General features: G+C 40.2%; 23 protein-coding genes. 18 read left to right on the forward strand and 5 right to left on the reverse strand.

Going from position 1 to position 25,207, the window contains the following annotated elements; translation table 11 throughout:
- Positions 1-9: 9 nt before the first annotated feature.
- The 11 genes from MTP24_RS16865 (at position 10) to MTP24_RS16915 (ending at position 8,515) form a co-directional block, all read left to right on the forward strand.
- Positions 10-663 carry a thermostable hemolysin gene (locus MTP24_RS16865; protein ID WP_243534377.1) on the forward strand — a complete coding sequence of 218 codons (654 nt, stop codon included), beginning with the start codon at positions 10-12 and terminating at the stop codon, positions 661-663.
- The gene (locus MTP24_RS16870) at positions 660-2,138 is read left to right on the forward strand and encodes an AMP-binding protein (protein ID WP_243534379.1); all 1,479 of its coding nucleotides are present in this window, start codon (positions 660-662) and stop codon (positions 2,136-2,138) included. Before MTP24_RS16865 ends, MTP24_RS16870 begins: the two co-directional genes overlap by 4 nt.
- Positions 2,131-2,820 (forward strand): iron-containing redox enzyme family protein, encoded by a 690-nt coding sequence (locus MTP24_RS16875; protein WP_243534381.1) that lies wholly within the window; start codon positions 2,131-2,133, stop codon positions 2,818-2,820. The genes MTP24_RS16870 and MTP24_RS16875 overlap by 8 nt, the downstream gene beginning before the upstream one ends.
- Entirely contained in the window at positions 2,817-3,587 is a 771-nt protein-coding gene (locus tag MTP24_RS16880) for an SDR family oxidoreductase (RefSeq protein ID WP_243534383.1), read from the forward strand. The genes MTP24_RS16875 and MTP24_RS16880 overlap by 4 nt, the downstream gene beginning before the upstream one ends.
- Before the next feature lie 13 nt (positions 3,588-3,600).
- A complete protein-coding gene (locus tag MTP24_RS16885; RefSeq protein WP_010556094.1) occupies positions 3,601-4,248 on the forward strand; it encodes a hypothetical protein in 648 nt (215 codons plus the stop codon).
- Between the two features lie 11 nt (positions 4,249-4,259).
- The gene (locus tag MTP24_RS16890) at positions 4,260-4,919 is read left to right on the forward strand and encodes a response regulator transcription factor (protein ID WP_243534385.1); all 660 of its coding nucleotides are present in this window, start codon (positions 4,260-4,262) and stop codon (positions 4,917-4,919) included.
- A gap of 62 nt (positions 4,920-4,981) precedes the next feature.
- Positions 4,982-6,283, forward strand: coding sequence for an ATP-binding protein (locus MTP24_RS16895; RefSeq protein ID WP_010556092.1), 1,302 nt, complete (start codon positions 4,982-4,984; stop codon positions 6,281-6,283).
- Positions 6,276-6,629, forward strand: coding sequence for a cupredoxin domain-containing protein (locus MTP24_RS16900; protein ID WP_006793322.1), 354 nt, complete (start codon positions 6,276-6,278; stop codon positions 6,627-6,629). Before MTP24_RS16895 ends, MTP24_RS16900 begins: the two co-directional genes overlap by 8 nt.
- A complete protein-coding gene (locus tag MTP24_RS16905; RefSeq protein ID WP_243534387.1) occupies positions 6,616-7,356 on the forward strand; it encodes an iron transporter in 741 nt (246 codons plus the stop codon). The genes MTP24_RS16900 and MTP24_RS16905 overlap by 14 nt, the downstream gene beginning before the upstream one ends.
- Positions 7,353-8,066: a hypothetical protein gene (locus tag MTP24_RS16910; protein ID WP_008132926.1), complete on the forward strand. Its 714-nt coding sequence runs from the start codon at positions 7,353-7,355 to the stop codon at positions 8,064-8,066. The genes MTP24_RS16905 and MTP24_RS16910 overlap by 4 nt, the downstream gene beginning before the upstream one ends.
- Before the next feature lie 239 nt (positions 8,067-8,305).
- Positions 8,306-8,515 (forward strand): cold-shock protein, encoded by a 210-nt coding sequence (locus MTP24_RS16915; protein WP_002959120.1) that lies wholly within the window; start codon positions 8,306-8,308, stop codon positions 8,513-8,515.
- A 305-nt stretch (positions 8,516-8,820) separates the two neighbouring features.
- On the opposite strand, the gene MTP24_RS16920 is transcribed toward MTP24_RS16915, so the two are convergent.
- The 3 genes from MTP24_RS16920 to udk form a co-directional block, all read right to left on the reverse strand.
- Positions 8,821-9,483: a transporter substrate-binding domain-containing protein gene (locus tag MTP24_RS16920; protein WP_243534531.1), complete on the reverse strand. Its 663-nt coding sequence runs from the start codon at positions 9,481-9,483 to the stop codon at positions 8,821-8,823.
- Between the two features lie 315 nt (positions 9,484-9,798).
- The gene (locus tag MTP24_RS16925) at positions 9,799-11,025 is read right to left on the reverse strand and encodes a NupC/NupG family nucleoside CNT transporter (protein WP_008132935.1); all 1,227 of its coding nucleotides are present in this window, start codon (positions 11,023-11,025) and stop codon (positions 9,799-9,801) included.
- A gap of 17 nt (positions 11,026-11,042) precedes the next feature.
- The gene (udk, locus tag MTP24_RS16930; RefSeq protein ID WP_006794607.1) at positions 11,043-11,675 is read right to left on the reverse strand and encodes a uridine kinase; all 633 of its coding nucleotides are present in this window, start codon (positions 11,673-11,675) and stop codon (positions 11,043-11,045) included.
- Positions 11,676-11,867: 192 nt separating this feature from the next.
- Here udk and MTP24_RS16935 point away from each other — a divergent pair, with 192 nt between their 5' ends.
- From MTP24_RS16935 to MTP24_RS16955, 5 genes are all read left to right on the forward strand, one after another.
- The gene (locus MTP24_RS16935) at positions 11,868-13,085 is read left to right on the forward strand and encodes a phosphopentomutase (protein ID WP_008132937.1); all 1,218 of its coding nucleotides are present in this window, start codon (positions 11,868-11,870) and stop codon (positions 13,083-13,085) included.
- 14 nt (positions 13,086-13,099) lie between these two features.
- The gene (gene deoD / locus MTP24_RS16940) at positions 13,100-13,801 is read left to right on the forward strand and encodes a purine-nucleoside phosphorylase (protein ID WP_006794609.1); all 702 of its coding nucleotides are present in this window, start codon (positions 13,100-13,102) and stop codon (positions 13,799-13,801) included.
- A gap of 311 nt (positions 13,802-14,112) precedes the next feature.
- Positions 14,113-15,659 (forward strand): IS3 family transposase gene (locus MTP24_RS16945; RefSeq protein WP_086007399.1). Its coding sequence is split into 2 segments (ribosomal slippage): positions 14,113-14,593 and positions 14,593-15,659, totalling 1,548 coding nucleotides; the frame shifts between segments, so codons are not numbered across the junction.
- Positions 15,660-16,845: 1,186 nt separating this feature from the next.
- Positions 16,846-17,514: a nuclear transport factor 2 family protein gene (locus MTP24_RS16950; protein WP_243534389.1), complete on the forward strand. Its 669-nt coding sequence runs from the start codon at positions 16,846-16,848 to the stop codon at positions 17,512-17,514.
- A gap of 8 nt (positions 17,515-17,522) precedes the next feature.
- Positions 17,523-17,843 (forward strand): hypothetical protein, encoded by a 321-nt coding sequence (locus MTP24_RS16955; protein ID WP_058429360.1) that lies wholly within the window; start codon positions 17,523-17,525, stop codon positions 17,841-17,843.
- Positions 17,844-18,836: 993 nt separating this feature from the next.
- On the opposite strand, the gene MTP24_RS16960 is transcribed toward MTP24_RS16955, so the two are convergent.
- Positions 18,837-19,721, reverse strand: a complete 885-nt coding sequence (locus MTP24_RS16960; protein WP_008129566.1) for a tetratricopeptide repeat protein — start codon at positions 19,719-19,721, stop codon at positions 18,837-18,839.
- Between the two features lie 674 nt (positions 19,722-20,395).
- Here MTP24_RS16960 and katG point away from each other — a divergent pair.
- Positions 20,396-22,573 (forward strand): catalase/peroxidase HPI, encoded by a 2,178-nt coding sequence (gene katG, locus MTP24_RS16965; RefSeq protein ID WP_243534391.1) that lies wholly within the window; start codon positions 20,396-20,398, stop codon positions 22,571-22,573.
- Positions 22,574-23,474: 901 nt separating this feature from the next.
- Here the strand turns inward: katG and MTP24_RS16970 are convergent.
- Entirely contained in the window at positions 23,475-23,921 is a 447-nt protein-coding gene (locus MTP24_RS16970; RefSeq protein WP_083830893.1) for a transposase, read from the reverse strand.
- A 287-nt stretch (positions 23,922-24,208) separates the two neighbouring features.
- On the opposite strand from MTP24_RS16970, the gene MTP24_RS16975 reads away from it, so the two are divergent.
- A complete protein-coding gene (locus tag MTP24_RS16975; RefSeq protein ID WP_243530847.1) occupies positions 24,209-25,192 on the forward strand; it encodes an IS110 family transposase in 984 nt (327 codons plus the stop codon).
- Positions 25,193-25,207 lie beyond the last annotated feature (15 nt).

A 25,207-nucleotide genomic window follows, 5' to 3' on the forward strand; every position in this document is an offset into this window, starting at 1 on the left:
GCGATGTTTATGCAATTAGCACAGTTAAATTTATCACTAGATAACATATCAAATTCGGCACATTTAATAACTGCTCGAGAAAATGGTGAGCATCGTAATGCACTAGAATCTGCGGTAAAAGATGGCTTTTTAGTAGCTTACAATGCAACGCTTAAATCATTTATGCCACTACTTTGTCAATACACAACAATTGAGGGGCAATGTACGTTAGGTTTAAGGCAAGCTACCTCTCCCTTATTTATTGAGCAGTACACTGCAGAGCCCATTGAGCACTTTTTATTAGAACAAACTCCGCGTAGCAAAATATTTGAGCTAGGTAACTTATGCTCTACACATCGCAGGGCAACGCTTGGTCATTTTATTGTTGTTAACGAGGCACTTTACAATGCTGGAGCTAAGTATTTAGTATTTTGCGCCACAAAAAAAGTAAGGGCGATGGTTCGAATGCTGGGGGTTAATTGCACTGAGGTTGCTGTTGCAAACAGCTTTGTGGTTGAAAACCCATTAAGTTGGGGAAGTTATTATGCAAATCAACCTACGGTGTGCATTGTTAATTTAGCGCAGGCACATCAGCAAGTACTTAACACACCCATGCTGTTAAATATTAAACAGCAAAATACACAACAAATTAATGCCTTGATGACTGCGTTGGAGAGCTTATGAGCCTATTAAATAATATTAATAAGGTAGCGAATGAGCCCGTGGTTGTTAGCTACTTAGCCAATCAGGTACTGCCTATAAGCGCTTTGGAGTTACAACAAGAAACCAATAAGCTGACAGCTATTTTTACCGCTTTAGACTCTGGTGCAATGGCCTTCCAGCTTGATAATACACCCGCTTGGCTGGTTGTGGATGCCGCAACCAGCGCTGCCAACAAGGTTGCGGTGCCTATTGCCCATTTTTTTAGTCAGCAGCAAACACAGTATGTGTTAGCTCAATGCGGTGCGCAGTTTTTTATTAGTGATATGCCTCGTCATTCACTTGGTAAGCATTCATTGTCGGTAACATTATTTGAGCATTATACCCTTTATATTTATCAGCTCGATGCGATTGAGCCTGTGGACTATTTTACTGGTACGCAAAAAATTACCTTTACTTCAGGCTCTACTGGCGAGCCAAAAGGGGTGTGCTTATCAACACAAAGCCAGATGCAGGTAGCTAAGTCGTTATGTGAGCAAATAAACATTAGCAATCCTGTGCATTTATGCTTACTTCCGCTGCCAGTACTACTGGAAAATATAGCCGGTGTGTATGCGCCTTTGTTAAGTGGCGGTTGTGTACATTTAATGCCATTAAACGAATTAGGTTTTGTTGGCTCAGGGTTAAAAAACCCTAACAAACTCATTAGCGCAATCGATAGTGTAAAACCTAACACCCTTATTTTAGTGCCTGAGTTATTAACGTGTTTAGTTGCCTTTGCAAAACAAGGCTGGCAGCCACCAAAGTCACTTAAGTTTATTGCTGTTGGCGGAGCACGGGTTAGTGAATCTTTAATTTTAACTGCACGAGAATATAACCTACCGGTTTATCAAGGTTATGGTCTGTCTGAGGCTGCCTCAGTAGTGAGTTTAAACACCCCCAATGATGACGACATAAATAGTGCTGGTGAAGTATTAGGGCATGTTGAAACGAAAGTTGAAAATGGTGAGTTATTTATTAAAGGATCGTTATTTTTAGGGTATTTAAATCAAGCGCCGCATAACCCAAACACCTGGTACGCCACTGGCGACTTAGTATCTAAGCGTAATAATAAGCTGTACATAAAAGGGCGAGTAAAAAATCTGATCATCACCAGTATGGGGCGTAATGTTAGTGCCGAATGGCCTGAATCATTAATTTTAAGCCAAACTGCGATACAGCAAGCGGTGGTGTTTGGTGAAAGCCAGCCATTTTTAAGCGCGCTTATTTATGCGGCTCCCAAGTTTAGTGATGAGCAATTAAAAGCACATTTAAAAACAGTAAACCAGCAACTTCCTGACTACGCACAGATTAAAAAGTGGCACCGTTTAGCCCAACCTTTAAACGAGCAGCAAGGATTATTAACCGCTAATAACCGCCCTAAACGAGCGGCAATTAGCCAGCACTACAGCCCTATTTTTGAACAGTTTTACCGACTTGGAGAAGTGATCCATGAGTGATTTTTTTAATACATTAAAAGCACAAACTCAAAACGAGCGTGAGTACTTATTAGCTGCGCCAATTATACAGCGTGTATTTAACGGACAAGCAACGCTTGAAGAGTATGCCTCGTTTTTAGCACAGGCTTATCATCATGTAAAACACACTGTTCCTTTAATGATGTCACTTGGCGCACGTTTAACTGATGAGCAAGAGTGGTTACGTGAAGCGGTAGCTGAATATATTGAAGAAGAAATTGGTCATCAAGAGTGGGTGCTAAACGACATTGCAGCCTGTGGGTTTGATAAAGAAAGTGTGCGCCATAGTCAGCCACAATTCGCCACTGAAATGATGGTGTCGTATGCCTACGATAGTATTGCACGTAAAAATCCGCTTAGCTTTTTTGGCATGGTTCATGTATTAGAGGGGACCTCAATTGCGCTTGCTGATGGAGCCGCATCAAACATAGCAAATGCAGTAGGGCTTCCTAAAAAAGCGTTTAGCTATTTAACCTCTCACGGCGCGCTTGATATAGAGCATGTTAAGTTTTTTGAAAACTTAATGAATCAAATTACCGACGAGGCGGATCATCAGGCTATCTTACATGGCGCAAAATGTTTTTACCGTTTGTACGGCGATATTTTTCGCGCTTTAGACGACGAGCCGTTTTTTAAAGCATCAGCACAAGAGCAACACGCATGAATACCGGCTTATGTGTATTAACTGGTGCGACAGGTGGAATTGGTCAAGCCATTGCCAAAACACTACACGGCCAAGGTTGGCAACTACTCTTGGTGGGGCGAAATAGTGATGCCCTCAATACGCTAAGTAGCCAATGCCCCGGTAGTATGGTTTTTGTGGGGGACTTAACGGTTGCCGAAAACATGTTGGCACTCGCCATTAAAGCCAAAAAATTAGGGGGCGCTAAGTTACTCATAAACAATGCTGGCATTAATGTAATGCAAAGCTTAAGTGCATCGAGTAGTGAGCAAATTGATAATCTACTGAGCACTAATTTAGCCGTCCCTATGAAATTATGTCAGCTGTTTTTAGCGCAGTTGCATGCGAATAAAGGCTCCATAGTTAATGTTGGGTCGTCATTTGGCAGTATAGGTTACCCGTATCAAACACTTTACTGTGCTAGTAAGTTCGGTTTACGTGGTTTTAGCGAAGCGCTATCACGAGAGCTTTCAGACACACCCGTTAAAGTTAGTTATTTAGCACCTAGAGCAACTGATACCGACATTAATGATGCTCAAACGCGGGCAATGAACAAAGCGCTTGGTAATCAAATGGACTCTCCGCAGTTGGTGGCTGATGAGTTAGTTGCGTTATTAAACTCAAATAAAACCAGACGATTTATTGGTTTTCCTGAGAAACTTTTTGCACGTATCAATGGCGTTTTTCCACGTATTGTAGATAACGCAATTGCTAAACAACTCCCTAAAATAAAAAGCTTTTTAGGTTAATAGAGGATTTATTATGAAAAAATTTACTTTAGTAGCTTATTTAAGCATTGTTAGTGTGTTTTCATCGCCGGTATTTGCAGACGAACAAAGCGATTTACTTGCTATTCAACAGCAATGGGCGGTTGCTAATTATGAGCTTGAAGGTGATGCACAAATTAAAGCGTTTACTCAACTGAGTGAGCAAAGTGCTCAATTTATTGAAAACTACCCTGATTCAGCAAATAGCTATACGTGGAACGGCATTGTACTGGCCAGTTTTGCTGGCGCAAAGGGCGGGTTAGGGGCACTGGGCTATGCTAAAGATGCAAAAGCGTCATTAGAGCAAGCCATTAAGGTAGACGACAGTGCTTTAGGTGGCTCAGCGTATGCCAGCCTAGCAACCTTATACAGTAAAGTACCGGGGTGGCCTATTGGTTTTGGTGATGATGACACCGCCGACAAGTTTTTTAAGCAAGCGCTCGCTTTTAACAATAAAGGCATTGATACCAATTACTTGTATGGTGAGTTTTTATATGACGAACGTGAATATGAGCAAGCTAAAGTCCATTTGTTAGTTGCGCAAGCAGCAGGTATTCGTGATACTCGTGCTAAAGCTGATAAATATCGTCAACAAGCAATTAGCTCTTTATTAGCTAAAGTAGATAAAAAACTAAAGAGATAACAAAATAAACAATGCATTTATTATTAGTTGAAGATGATCATCTTGTGGCGCAAGGGCTTTGCCGCTCATTGCGCCAAGAAGGCTACAGTGTAGAGCATAGCGCAACGGTTAAGCATGCATTGCAATGCTTAGGCAGTGGTGAAATAGAGTTGATTATACTTGATCTAGGTTTACCCGATGGTGATGGTTCACAAATTTTAAAGCACATAAAAGCACAAAAAAAAGTGATTCCGGTGGTTATACTAACTGCACGAAGTAGCATTGATGACAAAGTGCAAGGGCTTGATATGGGCGCTGATGATTATTTAGCTAAGCCATTTGAACCAGCCGAATTATTTGCTCGTTTGCGCGTAGCGAGCCGCCGAGTAAATCAAGCTCAGTCGAGTTTATTACAGTGTGGCGAAGTGACTATGGACACGTCAGCGCATAGTGTCACACTCAACGATGGGCTACTTTCTCTGCCACGAAAAGAGTACATGCTGCTAAAGGCGCTGTTGGAAAACCAAGGTCGCGTGCAATCTAAACAGCAGTTAGAAAATAAACTCTATCAGTGGGGAGAAGAAGTTGGCTCCAACACCATTGAAGTACATATTCATCACCTACGAAAAAAATTCCCCAGCGATTTTATTAAAACTCTCCGTGGTATTGGCTATGTCGTGGGAAAGAGATAGTTCACGTGATTAAAACGCCCCTAGATTGCACAAACTTGAATTTACAAAGGTAACCAAACTCTATGTCAATTCGTAAGCGTTTAACTCTTATTTTACTGTCAATGATGGTGTTAACCTGCTTTTTAGCTTTAGTCAAAGGCTACCAAAAAAGTATGAGCCATGGTGAGCAATTACTCGATAGTGAGCTAAAAGTGGTCGCTGGAGTGTTGATGCAACAGCCTTTATCTATAAACGCCATGGCGCCAAAAATACAAGACAGCGCCCAGTTACTGTATCAAATTTGGCAAGCTGGTGAGCTTCTTAGTGGCTCTGACGAATTAAATCTTGATTTGAGCCAGTATCAAGCGGGTTTTCAAACGCTTAATATTGCAGGGCAGCGAATGCGGGTATTCGTTTTTGTCACTTCTTTACGCACCGTTATTGTTGCCGAGCCGATTGCTAAGCGGTTTGAACTTGCCGAGGCGGTTATTTTATCAGCTATGTTGCCTATGCTCTGGGCGGTTCCTTTGCTTGCGCTATTTATTAGCTTTTTTGTTAAATATGCACTGGCACCATTAACCCGTTTATCAAAACAGTTAGCTCTGCGCCAAGCAAATGACTTCACTGCGATCAATTGGCAGGTGACAGATGAAGAAATAAAACCGGTGATCAGCCGCTTAAACGATTTATTTAAACGCGTAGAAACCGCCTATTTACGAGAGCGTTTTTTTGCCTCTGATGCGGCACATGAATTACGTACTCCCCTGAGCAGTTTAAAAATTAATGTGCACAATTTGGCAGCTCAACAAGGAGATAACCAAGAACTACAAGCCATGACCCAAGGTATTAATCGACTGTCCAATATAGTCGAGCAAATGCTAATACTAGGGCGTACTCAGCCAGAGCAGTGGCAAAAACAGTTTAAGGAGCAGTCATTATTAGCGATCACGCAAGAAGGTGTTAGCCAGTTGTATGAAAAAATAGAGGCTAAAAATCACACTATCAGTCTTGAGGGAGATGATTTTATCATTAACGGTGATGAATTTACCTTAGTGACGCTAATTTCAAACCTACTTAGCAATGCTATAAAGTACGCACCAGCCAATGGACAAATAAAAATAACACTAAAGCAGATGCACAAGCAGCGTATTTGGCAAATAGAAGACAGTGGCCCAGGTATGACGAACGATCAAAAACAACGGATATTTAACCGTTTTTATCGTGTTGGCGGTGACCAACACCCTTCGGGTGAACAAGGTGCGGGCTTAGGCATGGCAATAGTGCAGCATATTATTGCTATTTATCGCGCTGAAATTCACTTAACGGATAGTGATTTGGGTGGCTTAAAAGTACAGGTAGTTTTTGCAGGAGCTAAATGTGATTAAACAACTTATTAGGCCTTACTTATATTGTTGTGTATTTTTATCATTTAACGCCGCCAGTAAAGACTATCGTATTGTACTTAAAGATCATTTGTTTTACCCCGCAGAAATCGTCGTGCCGGCCAATAAAAAGGTACGCTTGTTAATCGAAAATCAAGATAGTACGCCTGAAGAGTTCGACAGTTTCGATCTCAATCGAGAGAAAGTACTTTACCCAAAGCGCAAAAGCGTTATTTATATCGGGCCATTAATCCCTGGGCGCTATGAATTTTTTGGCGAGTTTTCGCCCAATACGGCGCGTGGTGCTGTCATAGTGACTGAAAAGGAGCGTTCTAATGCTAATAACTAGCCTAGTGATGAGTCTAAACCAGTTACTGCCGGTGGCCATTTTACTTATTTTACTCCAAGTTGTAGCCAAGCAAAGTTTAATGAAATTGCTGGGAGGGCTTATTTTAGGGATCGGGCTTTCATTTTTGTTTGTAAAAAGTGCGCCGTTAATGAGCCCCTTGTTTGACTATCAGGGTTTAGAATATGCCCAAATTGGTTTGTGTATTTTAATTTTTATTAGTGCACTGTACTACGCCATTAAACAAGCAACAGCTGCTTTTATGATTGCGATTATCAGTGTAATGACACTTTATTTAAGTCACTACATTATTTACCTGATTGGCTTTTGGCAAAGCAACGAAGCGGCTCAAAGTTTATTTATTGGCACTTTTTTAGGCTTGGGAATATGCAGCAGCTTTAGCGTCTTGTTGTATTTTTTATTGAGTGCAATCAAACAGCGCTTTGGGCTTACCCCTTTATTGGTATTGTTAGCTTTAAATAGTGCAGCAAAACTAGTTGTGGCGCTTGATTTGGCGAGCCAAATTGATTTGATACCAACAACGGTAACCGTATGGGATTTACGTGACATTTTAACCGAAAACTCAGAGTTTGGAAGAGTATTGCGCGCTCTGATCGGTTATGAGGCTACACCAAATTTAACCAGTTTTTTAAGCTATGTGCTGAGCAGCGTATTATTTTTATCTGCTAGTTATTTTATTCCTAAATCAATCACTAAGGAAAAATCATGAAAGCAATAAACCTATTTGCAGCTACTGTATTAATTGGTTTTTGTTTATTAATACCTAAGCTCGCTTATGCTGATGGCATAGTAGTAGATAAAGTTTATCACCCGTATGTGTTGCCGTTTGAACGAGAGCTTGAGTGGCGCCTTGTGTCGCATCAAACCGACAGTGGCAATATTTTAGCTCAACGTATTGGTTTAGGTGGTGCCATTAACGACACTATGGCACTAGAAGGTTATTTAGTGGGTGAGCGAGATGATAACGGCGACTTTGGCTTGCAAGCGTATGAATTGGAGCTTAGATGGCAACTAATAGAGCAAGGCCGGTTATGGGCTGATTGGGGCGCTTTGTTTGAATTTGAAAAACAGCATGACGCCGACGCATACGAAGCAACCTCCGGTTTTGTAATTGAAAAAGAGTTTGGTCGTGCAAGTCTCACCATGAATGCTTTTTTGGTATACGAATGGGGGCAAGACATAGAGAACGAATGGGAAACAGAGTTTAGGGCACAATATCGTTACCGATACTTGTCTGCGTTTCAACCCTCTATTGAGTTATATGCAGGGGAAGATTTTATCGGAATTGGGCCCGGTTTTATTGGGCTATACCGGTTTGAAGGGCAAAAACAGCTAAAATGGGAAGCTGGCTTTATAAGTGAAATTAGCCAGTCTGAAAAAAACCACAGTTTTAGACTTGCCCTAGAATTTGAATTTTAAGCGTATAAATACAGGTTGATTATTTATCGCTCAATAAAATAAGGAAGTGCTTGACTTATATTTGGTTATCTATATAGTGGACCGCAGCTAGAAAGAAAGCATGTAAGCTATAAATCTCCATTTCGTTGTTGTATAAGTAATACTTGTAGTACCGTCCTGAAGTTTTTAAAGTACCATCTCATTTTTTGCTACACCCGCTCATATGAGCATATTTTTTATTTTTATATCAGGATATTACAATGTCTAACATCGTATCAGGTACAGTTAAGTGGTTCAACGAGTCTAAAGGTTTTGGTTTCATCGAGCAAGAAAATGGCCCAGACGTTTTCGCACATTTCTCAGCAATCAAAAGCGAAGGTTTCAAAACTTTAGCTGAAGGCCAACGTGTAGAGTTCACTCTTTCACAAGGTCAAAAAGGTCCTCAAGCTGATAACATCACAGCTGTATAATTTTACTTTTAAGTAAAATGAAAAAAAGCGCCTAGGGCGCTTTTTTTGTGTCTGAAACAAACCTAACTTATTCAACAGCCCGACCTAATACCAAGGATCACAATTAAAGTGGTTCTACTTGACCCCAAGGTCTAATATAAATACCTAGTTAGTGACAGGGTCACGTGTTAATAAAAAGCCTGTATAGCTTTAATTAGTAAAAGCGTAGAAGAGATAGTTCAAGCACCGCTGAGCTAATACTACTTATTGTTAGTTATTTACCTCACCTGCACATCATTTAATTCAAAAGCCGCGTGTAATTTATCTCATTTACCGTAAGGGCTTCTTTTAGTTTTGCTCACTTGTTTGTGCGCTTCTTCCATTTTTTCTATAAGAACTTTATCTGTATCTTTATTTGCAGCTAAATAAGCAACCGTTGTTAATGCATCTATTTTAAAAATAAATTTTAAGTGACCAGATTTAAGTTTAAAGTAATCACTATATTGGAGCATATAAAGCGGGTCATCCAATATTAGGTCTACTTTTTTGGCTAGTAGTAACTTATAAGAATGCTGTATATCTGAAGTTATAACGCCCTCAAACCCCATTTTAGTGAGAGTTTGGGTCGAGAAGTCGTTATGTTGCATAGCTATTTTGTAATTTTTTGCTTGGTTAATACTATTGATTACTATATCGGTTCTGTCTGATAGCCCAACAAACCCCATTTCAAAGCGACCAATTTCCCCTACCCACTGAAATTGATTTTCACGTTCTGGCGTGCGAGCAATACTGTAAATAAACGTGTTTTTTTCCTCGCTTGCCATTTTATAGGCGCGGGCCCAAGGGTACATTTGTATGTTTGGTGTTAAACCTGCCTGTTTAAATATATCTCTTATGTACTGTGTTCCTTTACCTTGAACTTCACCGTCTATTAAAACTTGATTAGGTGGTGCTAATTCTGTAACAACCAGCAAAGGCTCTTCAGCCAAAGTACTAAATGATAAAAAAAGGATAAAAAAGGTCAGATTATAATTCACTACAACTAGTCAATTTAGGCTTGGAAACACTTAATTAAGTGTGGTTTAAAATTGTTAAATTTACAAAGTATTAGTGGTTATTTGAGTTGTAAAAATCTCATAATCAAAATAAAGAGAGGATATAGGAAGGAAGGTAACTTTATTAAAGCCCTAAAACGATAAAAGGGCCTTGCGGCCCTTGGTGAAGTATCGTTCAAGTCAGCTAGCACTTTAACCCCTTAAAGTACTAACTTCTTGTTTTGCAACACCGGTTCATCTCTTAAGTTTCTAAGCTAGCGAGAGGAAAAACCCAGCAATTGCTGCGCTCATAAGGTTAGCCATAGATCCTGCTAACACTGCTCTGAGCCCTAAGCGTGCGATATCCTTCCGCCTGCTAGGCGCCATACCGCCTAACCCACCTAGTAAAATGGCTATCGATGATAAGTTAGCGAATCCACACAAAGCAAACGTAACAATTGCTTGTGTGTGCGCACTTAACGTATCGCGATAATTTATAAAGTCTAAGTAAGCAACAAACTCGTTTACTACTATCTTTTGACCAATAAAACTGCCGGCTATAATTGCTTCATCCCACGGTACACCGAGTAACCATGCAACAGGAGCAAATACATAACCTAAAATTTCTTGTAGCGTTAATGTTGGATGATCAAACCATCCGCCTACACCACCTAATAAACCATTTAGAAGCGCAATTAACGCTACGAATGCCAGTAGCATTGCACCAACATTAAGTGCTAAATGCATACCATTTGCCGCACCTGATGCAGCAGCATCAATTACGTTTACCGGTTTATCATCGTCGTTTAAATCTAAATCAGCTAAGTTATCTTTAGGTGTTTCGGTTTCTGGCACAATCATTTTTGCCATTAAAAAACCACCTGGTGCCGCCATAAAGCTGGCTGCAATTAAGTACTTAAGCTCTACACCAATAATTACGTAACCAGCCATTACAGAGCCAGCTACAGTGGCTAAGCCACCTACCATTACAGCAAATAACTCAGACTTGGTCATTGTTGCTATAAACGGTTTAACAATTAACGGCGCTTCAGTTTGGCCAACAAATATATTTGCCGTCGCTGAAAGTGATTCTGTACGCGAGGTTTTTAAAAGCTTTTGTAAACCACCGCCTAAAATCTTAATTATCCAGTCCATAATGCCTATGTGATATAAAACAGCGACCAGCGCTGAGAAAAACACAATAACGGGCAAAACCTGAATTGCAAAAATAAAACCTAGCGTATCCTGCGATGCCAGCGGGCCAAACAAAAAGCCTATCCCGTCATTCGCGTAGCCAATAACCGATGAAACAGCTGCTGACATACTTGCTAATACGTTTTTTCCTGCGTCAAAAAACAGAACAAAGCCGCCAATAACAACTTGCATTGCAAATGCTATAGCAACGGTTCTTAAATTAATTGCCTTGCGATTAGTTGACGCGGCAAAGGCAATGCCCAGCAGCACACACATGCCTACCAAGCTCATAAATGTTGTCATACAAATGTTTCCCGTTGTTATTCTTGTAGTAAATATTTAATTTTACTTTTTATAATATCAATCGCAACGCGGTTCATGCCGCCTCGAGTCACTACTAAATCTGCATTATGCTTAGAAGGCTCAATAAATTGATAAAACATCGGTCTTACAGTTGCTTGATACTGTTCAACAACAGATTGTAACGTTCTGCCTCGCTGCTCCATATCACGTTGCATACGACGCATTAAGCAGATATCTAAAGGAGTATCTATAAATACCTTAATATCAAATTCTTTATTTAGCGCTTTGTCGCTCAGTAATAAAATACCTTCAACAATTAAAATTTTTGCAGCGGCTACACGTCGCGTTTTATCGCTGCGGGTATGCTGTGCATAATCATATGTTGGTACTTCTACTGAATTTCCACTACGAAGTTGAGTTAAATGTTCAAGCATTAACTCATGTTCAAATGCATCAGGATGGTCGTAGTTCGTTTGCGTACGATGAGCCATCGGCAAATGCGACTGATCCTTGTAATAAGCATCTTCTTCAATAATGGCAATTGCGCCCGGTTCAAGCTCATTAACCAACTCGTTGTATATAGTTTGGCTAAACAGAGATTTGCCCGACGCAGACGCGCCAGCAATAGCTATAATAGTTGTTCGTGTCACTAAAGTTCTCACCCACACAGAAGGATATATTGTTGGTAGATCACAATAGCAAAAAAGACACGATTAATCTCTTTTGCTTCGCTTAAGAACGCAAATTTATAATGTTTAGGTTTTATGAAACAGGACTTTTGTCCTGTACGGAAAAATCGTTCAGCAGATAAAGTAACCACCTAGAAACAAAGTGAGGTCAAAATGGCAAGAGCAATTATCTTAATGGCAGATAGCCTAGGAATCGGTGCAGCACCAGATGCAGATAAATTTGGTGATCTTGGCGCCAATACATTCGCTCACTTACTAAAAGCATATTACGACGAAACAGGCAGCGCACTTTCGCTTCCTAATTTATCTAAATTAGGTTTAGTAGACGCCTGTGAGGCCGCCGGTGGAGAAACGTGTTTAGTTTCAGACCGCCAAGCACCACAAGGTGCATGGGGTTACGCTAAAGAACTTTCTAGCGGAAAAGACACTCCATCAGGCCATTGGGAAATGGCTGGCGTGCCTGTGTTATTTGATTGGGGATACTTCCCAAAAACACAGCCCAGTTTCCCACAAGAATTTGTAGACGAGTTTATAGCTCGTACAGGTATTCCTGGCATTTTAGGCAATTGCCATGCATCAGGAACAACCATATTAGAACAGCTAGGTGAAGAGCACGTAAAAACAGGTAAACCAATCTGTTACACCTCAGCTGATAGCGTGTTTCAAATAGCCGCGCATGAAGAGTCATTTGGCCTAGAGAAGCTTTATCAAGTTTGCGAAATCGCACGGGCGCTGCTTGATGAAATGAATATAGGGCGAGTGATTGCGCGGCCATTTTTGGGTTCAAATAGTCAAGATTTTGCACGAACAGGCAATCGTCGTGACTATTCAGTACTTCCGCCAGCACCAACATTGTTAGATGTTTTAGCAAAAGACGGCGGCGAAGTAATTAGTATTGGTAAAATTTCAGACATATACGCGCATCAAGGCATAACCCAAAAGCACAAAGCACCTGGGCTTATGAACTTGCTTGAAAAAACCAGCGAGGTTATTTCAACAGCACCTGATCGCAGTTTAATTTTTACCAACTTGGTTGATTTTGATGAAAAATTTGGTCATCGCCGTAACCCGGTAGGTTACGCTAAAGCATTAAAAGAATTTGATGACTATTTACCAACTATTCTAAACCAGTTAAATGCAGATGATGTATTAATGATCACTGCCGACCACGGGTGTGACCCAACCTTTCCAGGTTCTGAGCACACGCGTGAATACGTACCTGTGATAGCGTATAAGCCTGGTATGGATAATACACCGCTAGGTGAACGAAACAGTTTTGCAGATATTGGTCAAACACTAGCACAGTGGTTTAACTTGTCTGAGCTTGAATATGGCGACAGCTTTTTAACTCAATTAAACGCGCCAAAATAAAAAGGAAACAACGAATGAGTACTCCTCATATAAATGCAAATGTTGGTGATTTCGCCGAAACAGTTTTAATGCCAGGCGATCCGCTACGTGCGCAATATATTGCTGAAAACTTTTTAGATGATGCGGTACAAGTAACTGGTGTACGCAACATGTTTGGCTTTACAGGTACTTACAAAGGTAAGCCAGTAAGCATTATGGGTTCAGGCATGGGTATTCCATCAATGTCTATTTATGCACGTGAGCTAATTGTTAGCTTTGGCGTAAAAAACATTATACGCATTGGTACATGTGGCGGTATTGGTACCGACATTAAAATCCGTGACGTAATTTTTGCACAAGGTGCAAGCACAGACTCAAACGTAAACCGTGCACGTGTTCGTGGTTACGACTTTTCTGCAATTGCAGACTTCGACCTACTTTTAAACGGCGTTAATGCAGCAAAAGAGCTAGGCATTAAAGCAAAAGTAGGTAACGTATTCACAACCGACACTTTCTATCAAGCAGACGACACTTTCTACAAAGATTTAGATAAGTTAGGCGTTCTTGCAGTAGATATGGAAACAGCCGGTTTATATGGCGTTGCAGCTGAGTACGGCGCAAACGCAATGGCATTATTTACCGTAAGCGACCACGTGATCACTGGCGAAGCAACACCTGCTGACGAACGTCAAAGCACGTTTAACGAAATGGTTAAAATTGCATTAGAGTCTATCTAATCAATAAAACAGTTCCTTGGTAACGTATTCACTAAGTTTTGGAGACACGCCCAAAGTGAAGTGAGACTAACCTCCAAAGCCGCATTTTATGCGGCTTTTTTTATGCCTTAATAATTATAAAATCATGAGTACCAGACTCTAAAAGCGCAGCATCTCTTAACCTCTTTGTGAATAATCTTTCAAAAACGTAATGCACAAAGAGAACAGAATAAGAAGAAAATGAGTAGCCAAATAAACAGGGTAGAGCTTTGTCTTGTAGCCCCCTGTGTCAGGATAGTTGTCGCCTCTAACATTTAGCAGAGGCAAATAAAATGAAACGTCAATTTACACAAGAGTTTAAAGTTCAAGCTGTTGAAAAAGCATTATCTCAATGTGATGATGTTCGCTTAGAAGATATTGCAGATGACTTAGGTGTCGGTTATTCAACGTTACAACGTTGGATAGCACTGGCAAAAAAGCATCAACTTGAAATACACCAGACGGGTAGCCAAATGACAGCAGAAAAACGACCACAAGACTGGAGTTTAGAAGAAAGACTCAACGCAGTAATTGAGTGTGGAAGTTTAGATGAAGCCGCCATAAATGAATACTGCCGTAATATAGGGCTTTATCCGCATCATATTCAGCAATGGAAGAAAGACTTAGTAACACCACCTTCAAATAAAACAGTAAAGTCAGACAGTAAACAGCTTAAGCAAGAAATAAAGCAACTGCAAAAAGAACTGAATCGCAAAGATAAGGCCTTAGCTGAAACTGCCGCTCTACTTGTACTCAAAAAAAAAGCGGATGCACTTTGGGGTTTCAACGAGGACGATTAACAACAGCGACTGAGCGACATGAATTAATAACGCTTATCACAAACGCACAGGCTTCAGGGGCAAGGAAAGAAAAGGCATGTGAGTTACTTGGACTGACACTAAGAACCGTTCAGCGGTGGATTGAAGCAGACGATATGACTGACAAACGGACGAGTACGAAAAAACAGCCGCCTAACCGTCTCACAGAGTTAGAGCGGCAGCGCATTATTAATACGGCTAATTCAGCCGAATATGGGCATTTACCGGCCAGTAAAATAGTCCCTAAGCTGCTTGATAAGGGCATATGGATAGCGTCTGAAAGTTCGTTTTATCGTGTCATGAAGGCACATAACTTATTAACGCATAGAGAAAAAGTAAAGCCAGCTAAGCCGATAAAAAAGCCAAGAGTATTGAAAGCAGTGCGTGCAAATGAAGTCTACACTTGGGATATCACCTATTTACCAACGAGCGTAAAAGGGCAATTTTTATACTTATATTTAGTGATGGACATTTTTAGTCGAAAGGTTGTTGGCTGGCAAGTTTACGACTCACAGTTAAGTGAATTAGCCGCAGATTTAATGAAGGATATTTGCAGTCGGGAGCAAATAAAGCGCGAGCAAGTTACGTTACACTCAGATAATGGCAGCCCAATGAAAGGCGCGACATTACTGGCAACATTACAGGAGTTAGGGATTGTGCCATCATTTAGTCGACCGTCAGTAAGTAATGACAATCCATACTCTGAGTCGTTATTTAAAACGTTAAAGTATCGCCCAGAATACCCAGAAAAGCCATTTGAAGATATAAGCGCAGCAAGAGAATGGGTAAGTGGGTTCGTTGATTGGTACAATAATGAGCACCTACACAGTGGTATAAAATTTGTGACGCCAAACCAACGTCATTCAGGTTTAGATAAAGAAATATTAGCTAAGCGTCAGCAGGTAAACGACGCAGCTAAATTGAATAACCCAAGCCGTTGGTCAGGGAAGTCACGAGACTGGTCAATGATAAATGAAGTAAATTTAAACCCTGAGAAAAAAGAAGAAATGCGGGCGGCATAAAATTTAACTTGAGGCGACAACTAACTTGAAAAACTCCGGTAGACGCACGCTAGAGGCGCAGCTTCTTATTACTTAAGAATAGATATGACCACAGAGCGCACCGAGGCGCTTCGCGCTACACAGAGTTAAAAGCATTTTTTAGTCACTACTCCTGGTCTTCTCCTTCACTTCTCGGTGGTGAAACAATCACTTTTATAGCATGAGATAAACGTTGCTATTAAACGAAAGTAAAGCGCGTCTTCAGGCTACATTCAGCCACTGCTTTTGAAATCTTAATGCACAAAGAGAAGCGAATGAGGAGTAAATGAGTAGCTAAAATAAATTGGCTAGGGCTTTGTTTTGTAGACGTAGAGCTTGCTCACGTTAGAAGCGCAGCTTCTTATTACTTAAAAAAGGTATCACCACAGAGTGCACCGAGGCGCTTCGCGCTACACAGAGTTAAAAGCATTTTTTAGTCACTACTCCTGGTCTTCTCCTTCACTTCTAGGTGGTGAAATAATCACTTTTATAGCAGTTGCTATTAAACGAAAGTAAAGCGAGTCTGTAGGCTACATTCAGCCACTGCTTTTGAAATCTTTATGCACAAAGAGAAGCGAATGAGGAGTAAATGAGTAGCCATAGTAAGCAGGTCATAGATTAGCTTTGTTTTGTAAACGTAGAGCTTGCTCACGTTAAAAGCGTAGCTTCTCACTTCTGGTCAAATATTAAATTACTTATTTTGTACCTCTAAAAGCGCAGCGCCTCTTAACCTCTTTGTGAATAATGGGCTTTAAAATCTTAATGCACAAAGAGAAACAAATGAGGAGTAAATGAGCAGCCAAAGTGAACAGGTCATAGTTTAGCTTTGTTTTGTAGACATAGAGCTTGCTTACGTTAGAAGCGTAGCTTCTTGTTACTTAAAAAAAGGTATCACCACCGAGCGCACCGAGGCGCTTCGCGCTACACCGAGAAAAAAAGAGTAACAATTAGTCACGGCTCCTGTCCTTTCCTTCTTGGTGGTGAAGTAATCACTTTTCATACCATCATTAAAAATTATGTATTTAACAAAATTATTTTAAAAGCTGGGTTAAACTCAAGCTAAACTACGCTATGAAAGCCAAGGTTATTCATTTAATTGCTACCCGAAAACGTTAAAATTTGCTATGTTGCAATACAATACACGCTCAGTGTTTTTATTAGGAAAGTTATGAAATCGTTATCTATTTTTTTTGCTTTATTTACCTTTACGCTAGCAGTAAATAGCTATGCCACAGAGCCTACTACCGATCAGCAAAAAGCGGATGAAAAAGTAAACACACTTGAATACAAAGCCCCTGAGCTTAAAAAACCGGTTGTTGACCCAACCAAACCAGACGACTCAAAAGTGTTAGGCGATGAAACACCAAAACCAGTTGAAAAGCCTAAAAATAAAATAGAAAAGGCAGCAGCCGTAGCCGAAGCAGAAAAAGCAGTAGCCCAAGCAAAAGAGGCCTTAACAGCTAAACAGCAAGCTAAAGCCAAGCAATCACGCGAATCACTAGCTGTGGTTGAACAACTTATAAAAGCCTATAACGCGCGCAACATTGAAGAGTTTATTCGTGTTTACGATGAAGATGTAGAGTTTTATATTTTCCCCAATGAGCTATTATTTAAAGGAAAAGAAAAACTAATAGCACGTTATGGTTTGATGTTTAAAAAGCTAAAGTGTATTCACTCATCGCCAATTAAACGCATAGTCCATGGTGATATAGTAATAGACCATGAGCTATCAGAAACCTGCTCAGCAGACGAAAACGTAATAGATAAACGCTCAGAGCTTGTATCGAGCTATCAAATTAAAAACGGAAAAATAATTCGCGTATTATTTTTTCGTTAAGGATTATTATGCAAATTACTGACGACAAAAAACTTCGCTTAATGTACCGAGTAGAGCCCGGTTGTTTAGGCCCCGAAGGCGCACAACATATTGAAGATTTTTGTCGTTATGCCAATAAGCATATTAAGTCACCTTATTATGCACAATTCGTTTTTTTACCGCGTTACGATAAACAAAAAGACGAACGCCAATACAGTGTAAAAAGCCGTAACCTATCGCAATTGCAGGTTAAAAAGTATTTTAGTCACTTTGAAATCGATATGGATGGCTTTGAAGAGCAACTCGACGAGCTACTCACCAAAGCAATCGACTTGTACTTTAAACGCTAATCCCTGAAGCTTCAAATATAAGTAAAGCGGCTAAGGTATACTGAGTACGTATGCCTTATACCTAAAGCCTGCTCACGTAATCCTTTATTAAATCACTTAGCCTCTACTTCTAAAAGCGCGGCATATCTTAGCCTTGTTTTGTAGACGTAGAGCTTGCTCACGTTAGAAGCGCAGCTTCTTGTTTCAGGTCAAATATTAAATTACTTAGTCCCTAACTCTAAAAGCGCAGCGTCTCTCAACCTCTTTGTGAATAATGGGCTTTAAAATTTAAATGCACAAAGAGAAATGAATGAGGACTAAATGAGTAGCCATAATACACAGGATAGAGTTTTGTTTTGTAGACGTAGAGCTTGCTGACGTTAGAAGTGAAGCTTCTTATTACTTAAAATTAGATATGACCACAGAGTGCACCGAGGCGCTTCGCGCTACACAGAGTTAAAAAATATTGGTTAGTCACTACTCCTGTTCTTCTCATTCACTTCTCGGTGGTAAAAAAATCACTTTTATAGCACAAGTAAAACGCTTCTACAGGCTGTATTTAGCCACGGCATTGTGAATATGAACTTTTAAATCTTAATGCAAAAAAAGAAGTAAATGAGAAAACATAATGATCTGGGCAATGCTTAGCCTTGTTTCTAAACGTAGAGCTTGCTCACGTTAGAAGCGTAGCTTCTTGTTTCAGATAAAATATTAAATTACTTATTTTTTACCTCTAAAAGCGCAGCGCCTCTCAACCTCTTTGTGAATAATAATCTTTCAAAAACGTAATGCACAAAGAGAAGCGAATGAGAAGAAAATGAGAAAACAAAGTGAACAGGACATAGTTTGGCCTTGTTTTGTAGACGTAGAGCTTGCTCACGTTAGAAGCGCAGCTTCTCACAGTATTAAATAATCAGCTGCGTGTTAACCACTTATCCAAAAGCACAGGACTTTATTACAGCCATAAAAAAAGAGCTTTCGCTCTTTTTTTCAAACTATATAAGCAAGCTAAACTTACTCGCCTGCCACAATAGTATTAAAGCTATTATTATCGTGAAGGCTTGCAAATGCACTTTCGTGGAGTAACTCATTACGTAAGTTAGGTGAATACTCAAGTGCCATTTTTATATCGGCCAGCGCATCGGCGTGTTCGTGTATTAACGCAAACGCACATGCGCGTTGCCAATACGCATAACCATAGTCGCTATCTATATCAATTGCCTGGTTACATAAATCAATCGCCTTGGCGGTTTGATTAATTTCAAGCAGGGCATCAGCTTTGTAAGCAATAGCCTCAACGTCTTCAGGTTTACGTTTTAAAATTTCATCAAAAATCTCGATTTTATTAGCATAATCACTTTCTAAATTTGCGCGCATCCACAACGAGTGAACCTCATTTGTAATCGATATACGCTCTTGGTTGCTAAGTATTTCTTCCGAACGAACGCGCAGCTTTTCTTCTAATACTTTTAAGCGTTCTTCGTACTCATCAGTAATAACACTCACGCGGGTATTTACAATATCTTCTACTTTATTTTTAACATCGCGCAGCGAGTTCCAGCCAACAAGTACCAAAATAGATGCCGTCGCGGTAATAATAAAAAACACATTATTTATCGTATCGGTAGTGTAAGTAAGGGCTCTGTCGGCCGTGTCTAACTGCGCATGTGTTACTTGTTTAGTAACGTCTTCGCGCAGTTTTTGCTGATCTTGGCGAACCGCTTTTAACTCATCTAAAATGTAGCGTTCCATAAGCGGTTTATACATAGGCTCTTTAAGTTGTTCAAGCGCTTGCTGTTCTTGTAACTTTGAGGGGGCTTCTGTTTGTTGCTCAGCCGCATTAGCCGACGTTAAAAATAAAGTAAAACAAATACATAGTAAATAAAAGTAATAACGCATCAACATGCCCAAATAAAATAATAAATTGCAAAAATAATATTAACACGCACAACCTAAACTCACTAGGGCGGGTTTTGTTTTGAAAGCGAGTTTACAGCACATTATAAATTATTATCACTAAAGCAGTGTGCAGTAATAAATTTTAGGCAAAAAAAACCAGCTCTGGGTGAGCTGGCTGAAACTGCTAAAACATCAAAGGTTAGGAAAACTTAACTAACGTTAGCTAATAATAATCAACTAACAAAAAACAGATAAATTAGAGTTATAAAGTAAAGGTGTATTGGGCTTAGTAATACACCTTTAACGTTATAACTACAATTTCATGGTGAAGGGGGGTATTCCTATGTGCGCTGTGGTAAACCAAAGCCACTTTCAAACCCTTCACATACCATTACGCCGCTACTTTTTAATTCGATCATCGTTATTTAAAAAAAGATCAAAAATTTTTAAAGGCTCGTTTTTAAATACCAATCAAAAATACAAATCGGTCCAATCGTTTTAAATACGGTGCATTTGTTGGTATAGCTCAAAAAATAAGCCTATATTGGTAATTCAAAATAAGTACAAGTATATAAACAATTGATTAAGCAACATTTGCATGAATTAAAAATAGTAATACCTAAACAAATTGACCATTGCTTACGTATTTTATTTTAGACCAAGAGGATTAAATAATGAGTAACTCTAGCGCTGGCAAATGCCCGGTAATGCATGGCAGCAATACACAAACAGCAGGCCAAAACACAGATTGGTGGCCAAATGCACTTAATTTCGACATCCTTCATCAACACGATACAAAAAGCTCTCCATACGGTAGCGACTTTAACTACGCTAAAGCATTCAAATCCCTAGATCTAGAAGCCGTAAAAACCGACTTAAAAAACTTAATGACCCAAAGCCAAGATTGGTGGCCAGCCGATTGGGGCCACTATGGCGGTTTAATGATCCGCATGGCATGGCACTCGGCAGGTTCGTACCGTTTATCTGACGGACGTGGCGGCGGTGGCACGGCAAATCAACGCTTTGCCCCTTTAAACTCATGGCCCGATAACGCCAACCTCGACAAAGCGCGCCGCTTACTTTGGCCAATTAAAAAGAAATACGGCAACAAACTCTCGTGGGCCGATCTCATTATTTTAGCGGGTAACATGGCATACGAATCAATGGGGTTAAAAACCTTTGGTTTTGCCGGTGGCCGCGAAGACATTTGGCACCCAGAAAAAGACGTATACTGGGGCGCCGAAAAAGAATGGTTAGCACCAAGCGACGAACGCTACCAAAATGTTGATAAACCCGACACAATGGAAAACCCGTTAGCGTCTGTTCAAATGGGCCTAATTTACGTAAACCCAGAAGGGGTAAACGGTAAACCCGATCCGCTTAAAACTGCAGCACAAGTGCGCGAAACGTTTGCCCGCATGGCAATGGACGACGAAGAAACGGCAGCGCTTACCGTAGGTGGCCACACAGTAGGTAAAACACACGGTAACGGAAAAGAGTCTAACCTTGGCCCAGAGCCAGAAGCAGCTGATATTTCAGAGCAAGGCATGGGGTGGAATAACCACAAAACACGAGGCATTGGCCGCGATACAATGACATCGGGCATTGAAGGTGCGTGGACCACACACCCAACAAAATGGGATAATGGCTACTGTGACCTTCTTTTAAATTACGAATGGGAACTGACAAAAAGCCCTGCAGGAGCTCACCAATGGGAACCTGTAAATATTAAAGAAGAAGACAAGCCGGTCGATGTAGAAGACCCATCAATTCGCTTAAACCCAATTATGACCGACGCCGATATGGCCATGAAAATGGACCCAGCGTACCGCAAAATAATTGAGCGTTTTCATAACGACTTTGAATACTTTTCAGACGTGTTTGCACGCGCATGGTTTAAACTTACGCACCGCGACTTAGGGCCAAAAGCGCGCTACCTAGGTGCCGATGTACCAAGCGAAGATTTAATTTGGCAAGACCCAATTCCAAGCGTTGATTACACCCTAACAGATACTGAAATCGCCGATTTAAAAGTAACACTACTTAATTGCGGTGTAAGCGCCAGCGATTTAATTAACACCGCATGGGACAGTGCGCGTACGTACCGAGGCTCTGATCACCGAGGCGGCGCAAACGGTGCACGTATTCGTTTAGCACCGCAAAAAGAGTGGCAGGGCAATGAACCAGAGCGCTTAGCAAGTGTGTTAGCGGCTCTTGAAAAAGTACAAGCTGGGTTAAGTAAACCTGTTAGCATGGCAGATTTAATTGTACTTGGTGGCACAGCAGCGGTTGAACAAGCCGCTAAAAACGCAGGGGTAGAGGTTAACGTACCATTTGCGCCAGGGCGCGGAGACGCAACCGACGACATGACCGACGCCGAATCGTTCGACGTACTTGAACCTATTCACGACGGTTTTAGAAACTGGCTGAAAAAAGACTACGTTGTGTCTGCAGAAGAGTTATTACTAGAGCGCAGCCAGCTAATGGGTTTAACAGCACCAGAAATGTCGGTACTTATTGGTGGCATGCGTATGCTTGGCACAAACCATAGCGGCACACAACATGGCGTATTTACAAATAATGTAGGAACGTTAAGTAACGACTTTTTTGTAAACCTAACCGACATGGCAAACCGCTGGGAGCCAACAGGTAATGGCCTTTACAACATTGTTGACCGCGCAAGCGGTGCAACTAAATGGACCGCAACACGCGTAGATTTAGTATTTGGGTCAAACTCAATTTTACGCGCATTGGCAGAGTTTTATGCACAAGACGATAATAAAACCCGTTTTGTTCACGACTTTGTAAATGCATGGGTAAAAGTAATGAACGCCGACAGGTTTGATATTTAATAAACCTAAGAAACAGTTAAAAAGGAGCAGCAATGCTCCTTTTTTGTTTTTAAAAACGGGGCTTTTAAATCTTAATGCACAAAGAGAAGCGAATGAGGAGTAAATGAGCAGACAAATTGAATAGTGTTAAGTGATTTTTTTATCACCACAGAGCACACCGAGGCGCTTTGCGCTACACAGAGTTAAAAATATTGGTTAGTCACTGCTCCTGTTATTCTCCTTAACTTCTCGGTGGTAAAACAATCACTTTTACGAATAAATCAACTAAATGTAAAACGTTGGTATTAAACGAAAGCAAAGCACGTCAGCAGGTTAATTTAACCTTTTTGTGAATAATGGGCTTTTAAGACCGTAATGCACAAAGAGAAGTGAATGAGGAGTAAATGAGAAGAGCAAAACCAATCCTAAATTTGGTTTTTACACGCCGAGTTTGCTCATGCAACTATGTCAGTTCAATAAGCTCTACCTCTAAAGCTCAGCGTCTCTTAACCTCTTTGTGATTAATAGGCTTTTAAAATCTTAATGCACAAAGAGAAGTGAATGAGTAGTAAATGAGCAACCAAAATGACAGGTTAAGTGATCTTTTATCACCACAGAGCGCACCGAGGCGCTTTGCGCTGCACAGAGTTAAAAATATTGGTTAGTCACTGCTCCTGCTCTTCTCCTTAACTTCTCGGTGGTAAAACAATCACTTTTGTAGCTGTTGCTATTAAATGAATGCAAAGCGCACCTGCAGGCTACATTCAGCCACTGCTTTTGAAAGCTGAGCTTTTAAAAACATAATGCACAAAGAGAAGCGAATGAGGAGTAAATGAGTAGCCAAAGTAAGTAGGGTTAACTTATTTTGTAGACGTAGAGCTTGCTCACGTTAGAAGCGACAGCTTCTTGTTTTACATGCTATTTAATTTAAATAAATACAATCCCAAAATGGATATTGCCCGACACTTTTTACTATGCCAGTTCTTAGTGGGTTAGCAACAATATAACGAGCTTGATTAATTAAGTCTTTTTCAGAACGAAGCTGATGCTCAAAATAATTTTGCTGCCAAATCTTGCCTGTTGTTTCATTTAGCTTATTTATTTTTACAGTCGTTACACTTTTAAAGATTTTTATTACGTTAGCTAGTGAGCAGTCTTTAAGCTGAAATAACCAATGGAGATGATCAGGCATTAATACATAACAAATTGTATTTACTTTATTTTGCATATCCACAATAGCCTTTGCTGCAATACATGCATTGCCAAATTCTTTAAATAGAGGTGCTCTATTTATGCAGCATATAGTCACAGAGTAGAACTGATTATTATTTGAAAAACGATGTGCTAATAATTTTGAGGAGTCATGCATAGGAAAGGAATATATTTTGGCTTTGTATAAACATAGATAAGAATTAATCTAAAACAAGTTTTAAAAAGCCTTGCTTTTTCACGCCAGCAAGCTGCGCGTCTTGTATCTCTCATTGATAAATGATTAGCTATCATTTATCACATCGAAGTCAGTGAGCTTGCCTGTGCGTCTAGTATTTAATACTGCTCCGTAGATAAGGCCCTGATTTTCTATTCTCAGAAACTGAATGGTATCCAAGCACACTTTTATTTAAGTAGATGCTGTATGTACAAGGGGAGTAAGTAGAGATGATGTTTATCGGCATTGATATTAGTAAAGAGAAGATTGATTTATCGTGGTTGAGAGACCAACTTACAAATAAAATTAAAACTAAAGTCTTTAAAAACAAGCGCCAAGACTTTGTAACAATAGAAAAATGGCTTTTAAATACAACTAAAAGCGCTGCTAGTGAGCTCGTTATCACCCTCGAACCAACGGGTGTTTATCATGAAGCGCTGATGTATTTTTTACACGAGCAAGGCTTTAATATTATTTTAGCGAATCCCAGTAAAGCTAAAAAGTATGCAGACGCTTTAAACATAATTCACAAAACAGACAAATCTGATGCAACGATGCTTGCTCATTATGGCTGTGCTAAGCACGCAGTCGTTAATTATTGGCAACCTGAAGCATTAGCAATTAGAGAGCTTAAAGCCCTTATTCGTCGTTTAGATGCGCTTGAGAGTAACCGACAACGAGAGGCTAACCGATTAGAAGCAAGTGAATTCAGCAACGTTTCCGCGCGTGTTTGCCAATCGATAAAAGTGACTATCGCGTTTTTAGACGATGAAATTAAACAGCTTAAATCTGACATTGATAACCACATAGATAATGAACCTGATTTAAAAAGAAACAGGAAACTACTTGAGTCTATCCCTGGTATTGGGCCCGTATTATCGAGAGAGCTAACGTATTTGTTTGCGGCTAAAAAATTTAATAAAGCCAAAGAAGCTGCCGCTTATTGTGGATTAATTCCACGGCATAATGAATCGGGTAAATTAAAAGGGCGAACATCAATCAGTAAACTTGGGCCAGCCAGAATTCGATGCAAACTTTATATGGCGGCCATTGTTGCAGGGCAATGGAATAAAACAATAAAGAGACACAAGTTAACGTTAATAAACAATGGTAAAACACCGATGCAAGCTGTGTGTGCAAATATGCGAAAGCTAATTCATATATGTTTTGGTGTAATAAAAAACCAGGAAGCGTTTAAGCTCCAAGAAAGTTAAATACGGCCTTGAAGC

Source organism: Pseudoalteromonas sp. APM04 (assembly GCF_022809815.1).
GTDB classification, from domain to species: domain Bacteria; phylum Pseudomonadota; class Gammaproteobacteria; order Enterobacterales; family Alteromonadaceae; genus Pseudoalteromonas; species Pseudoalteromonas marina.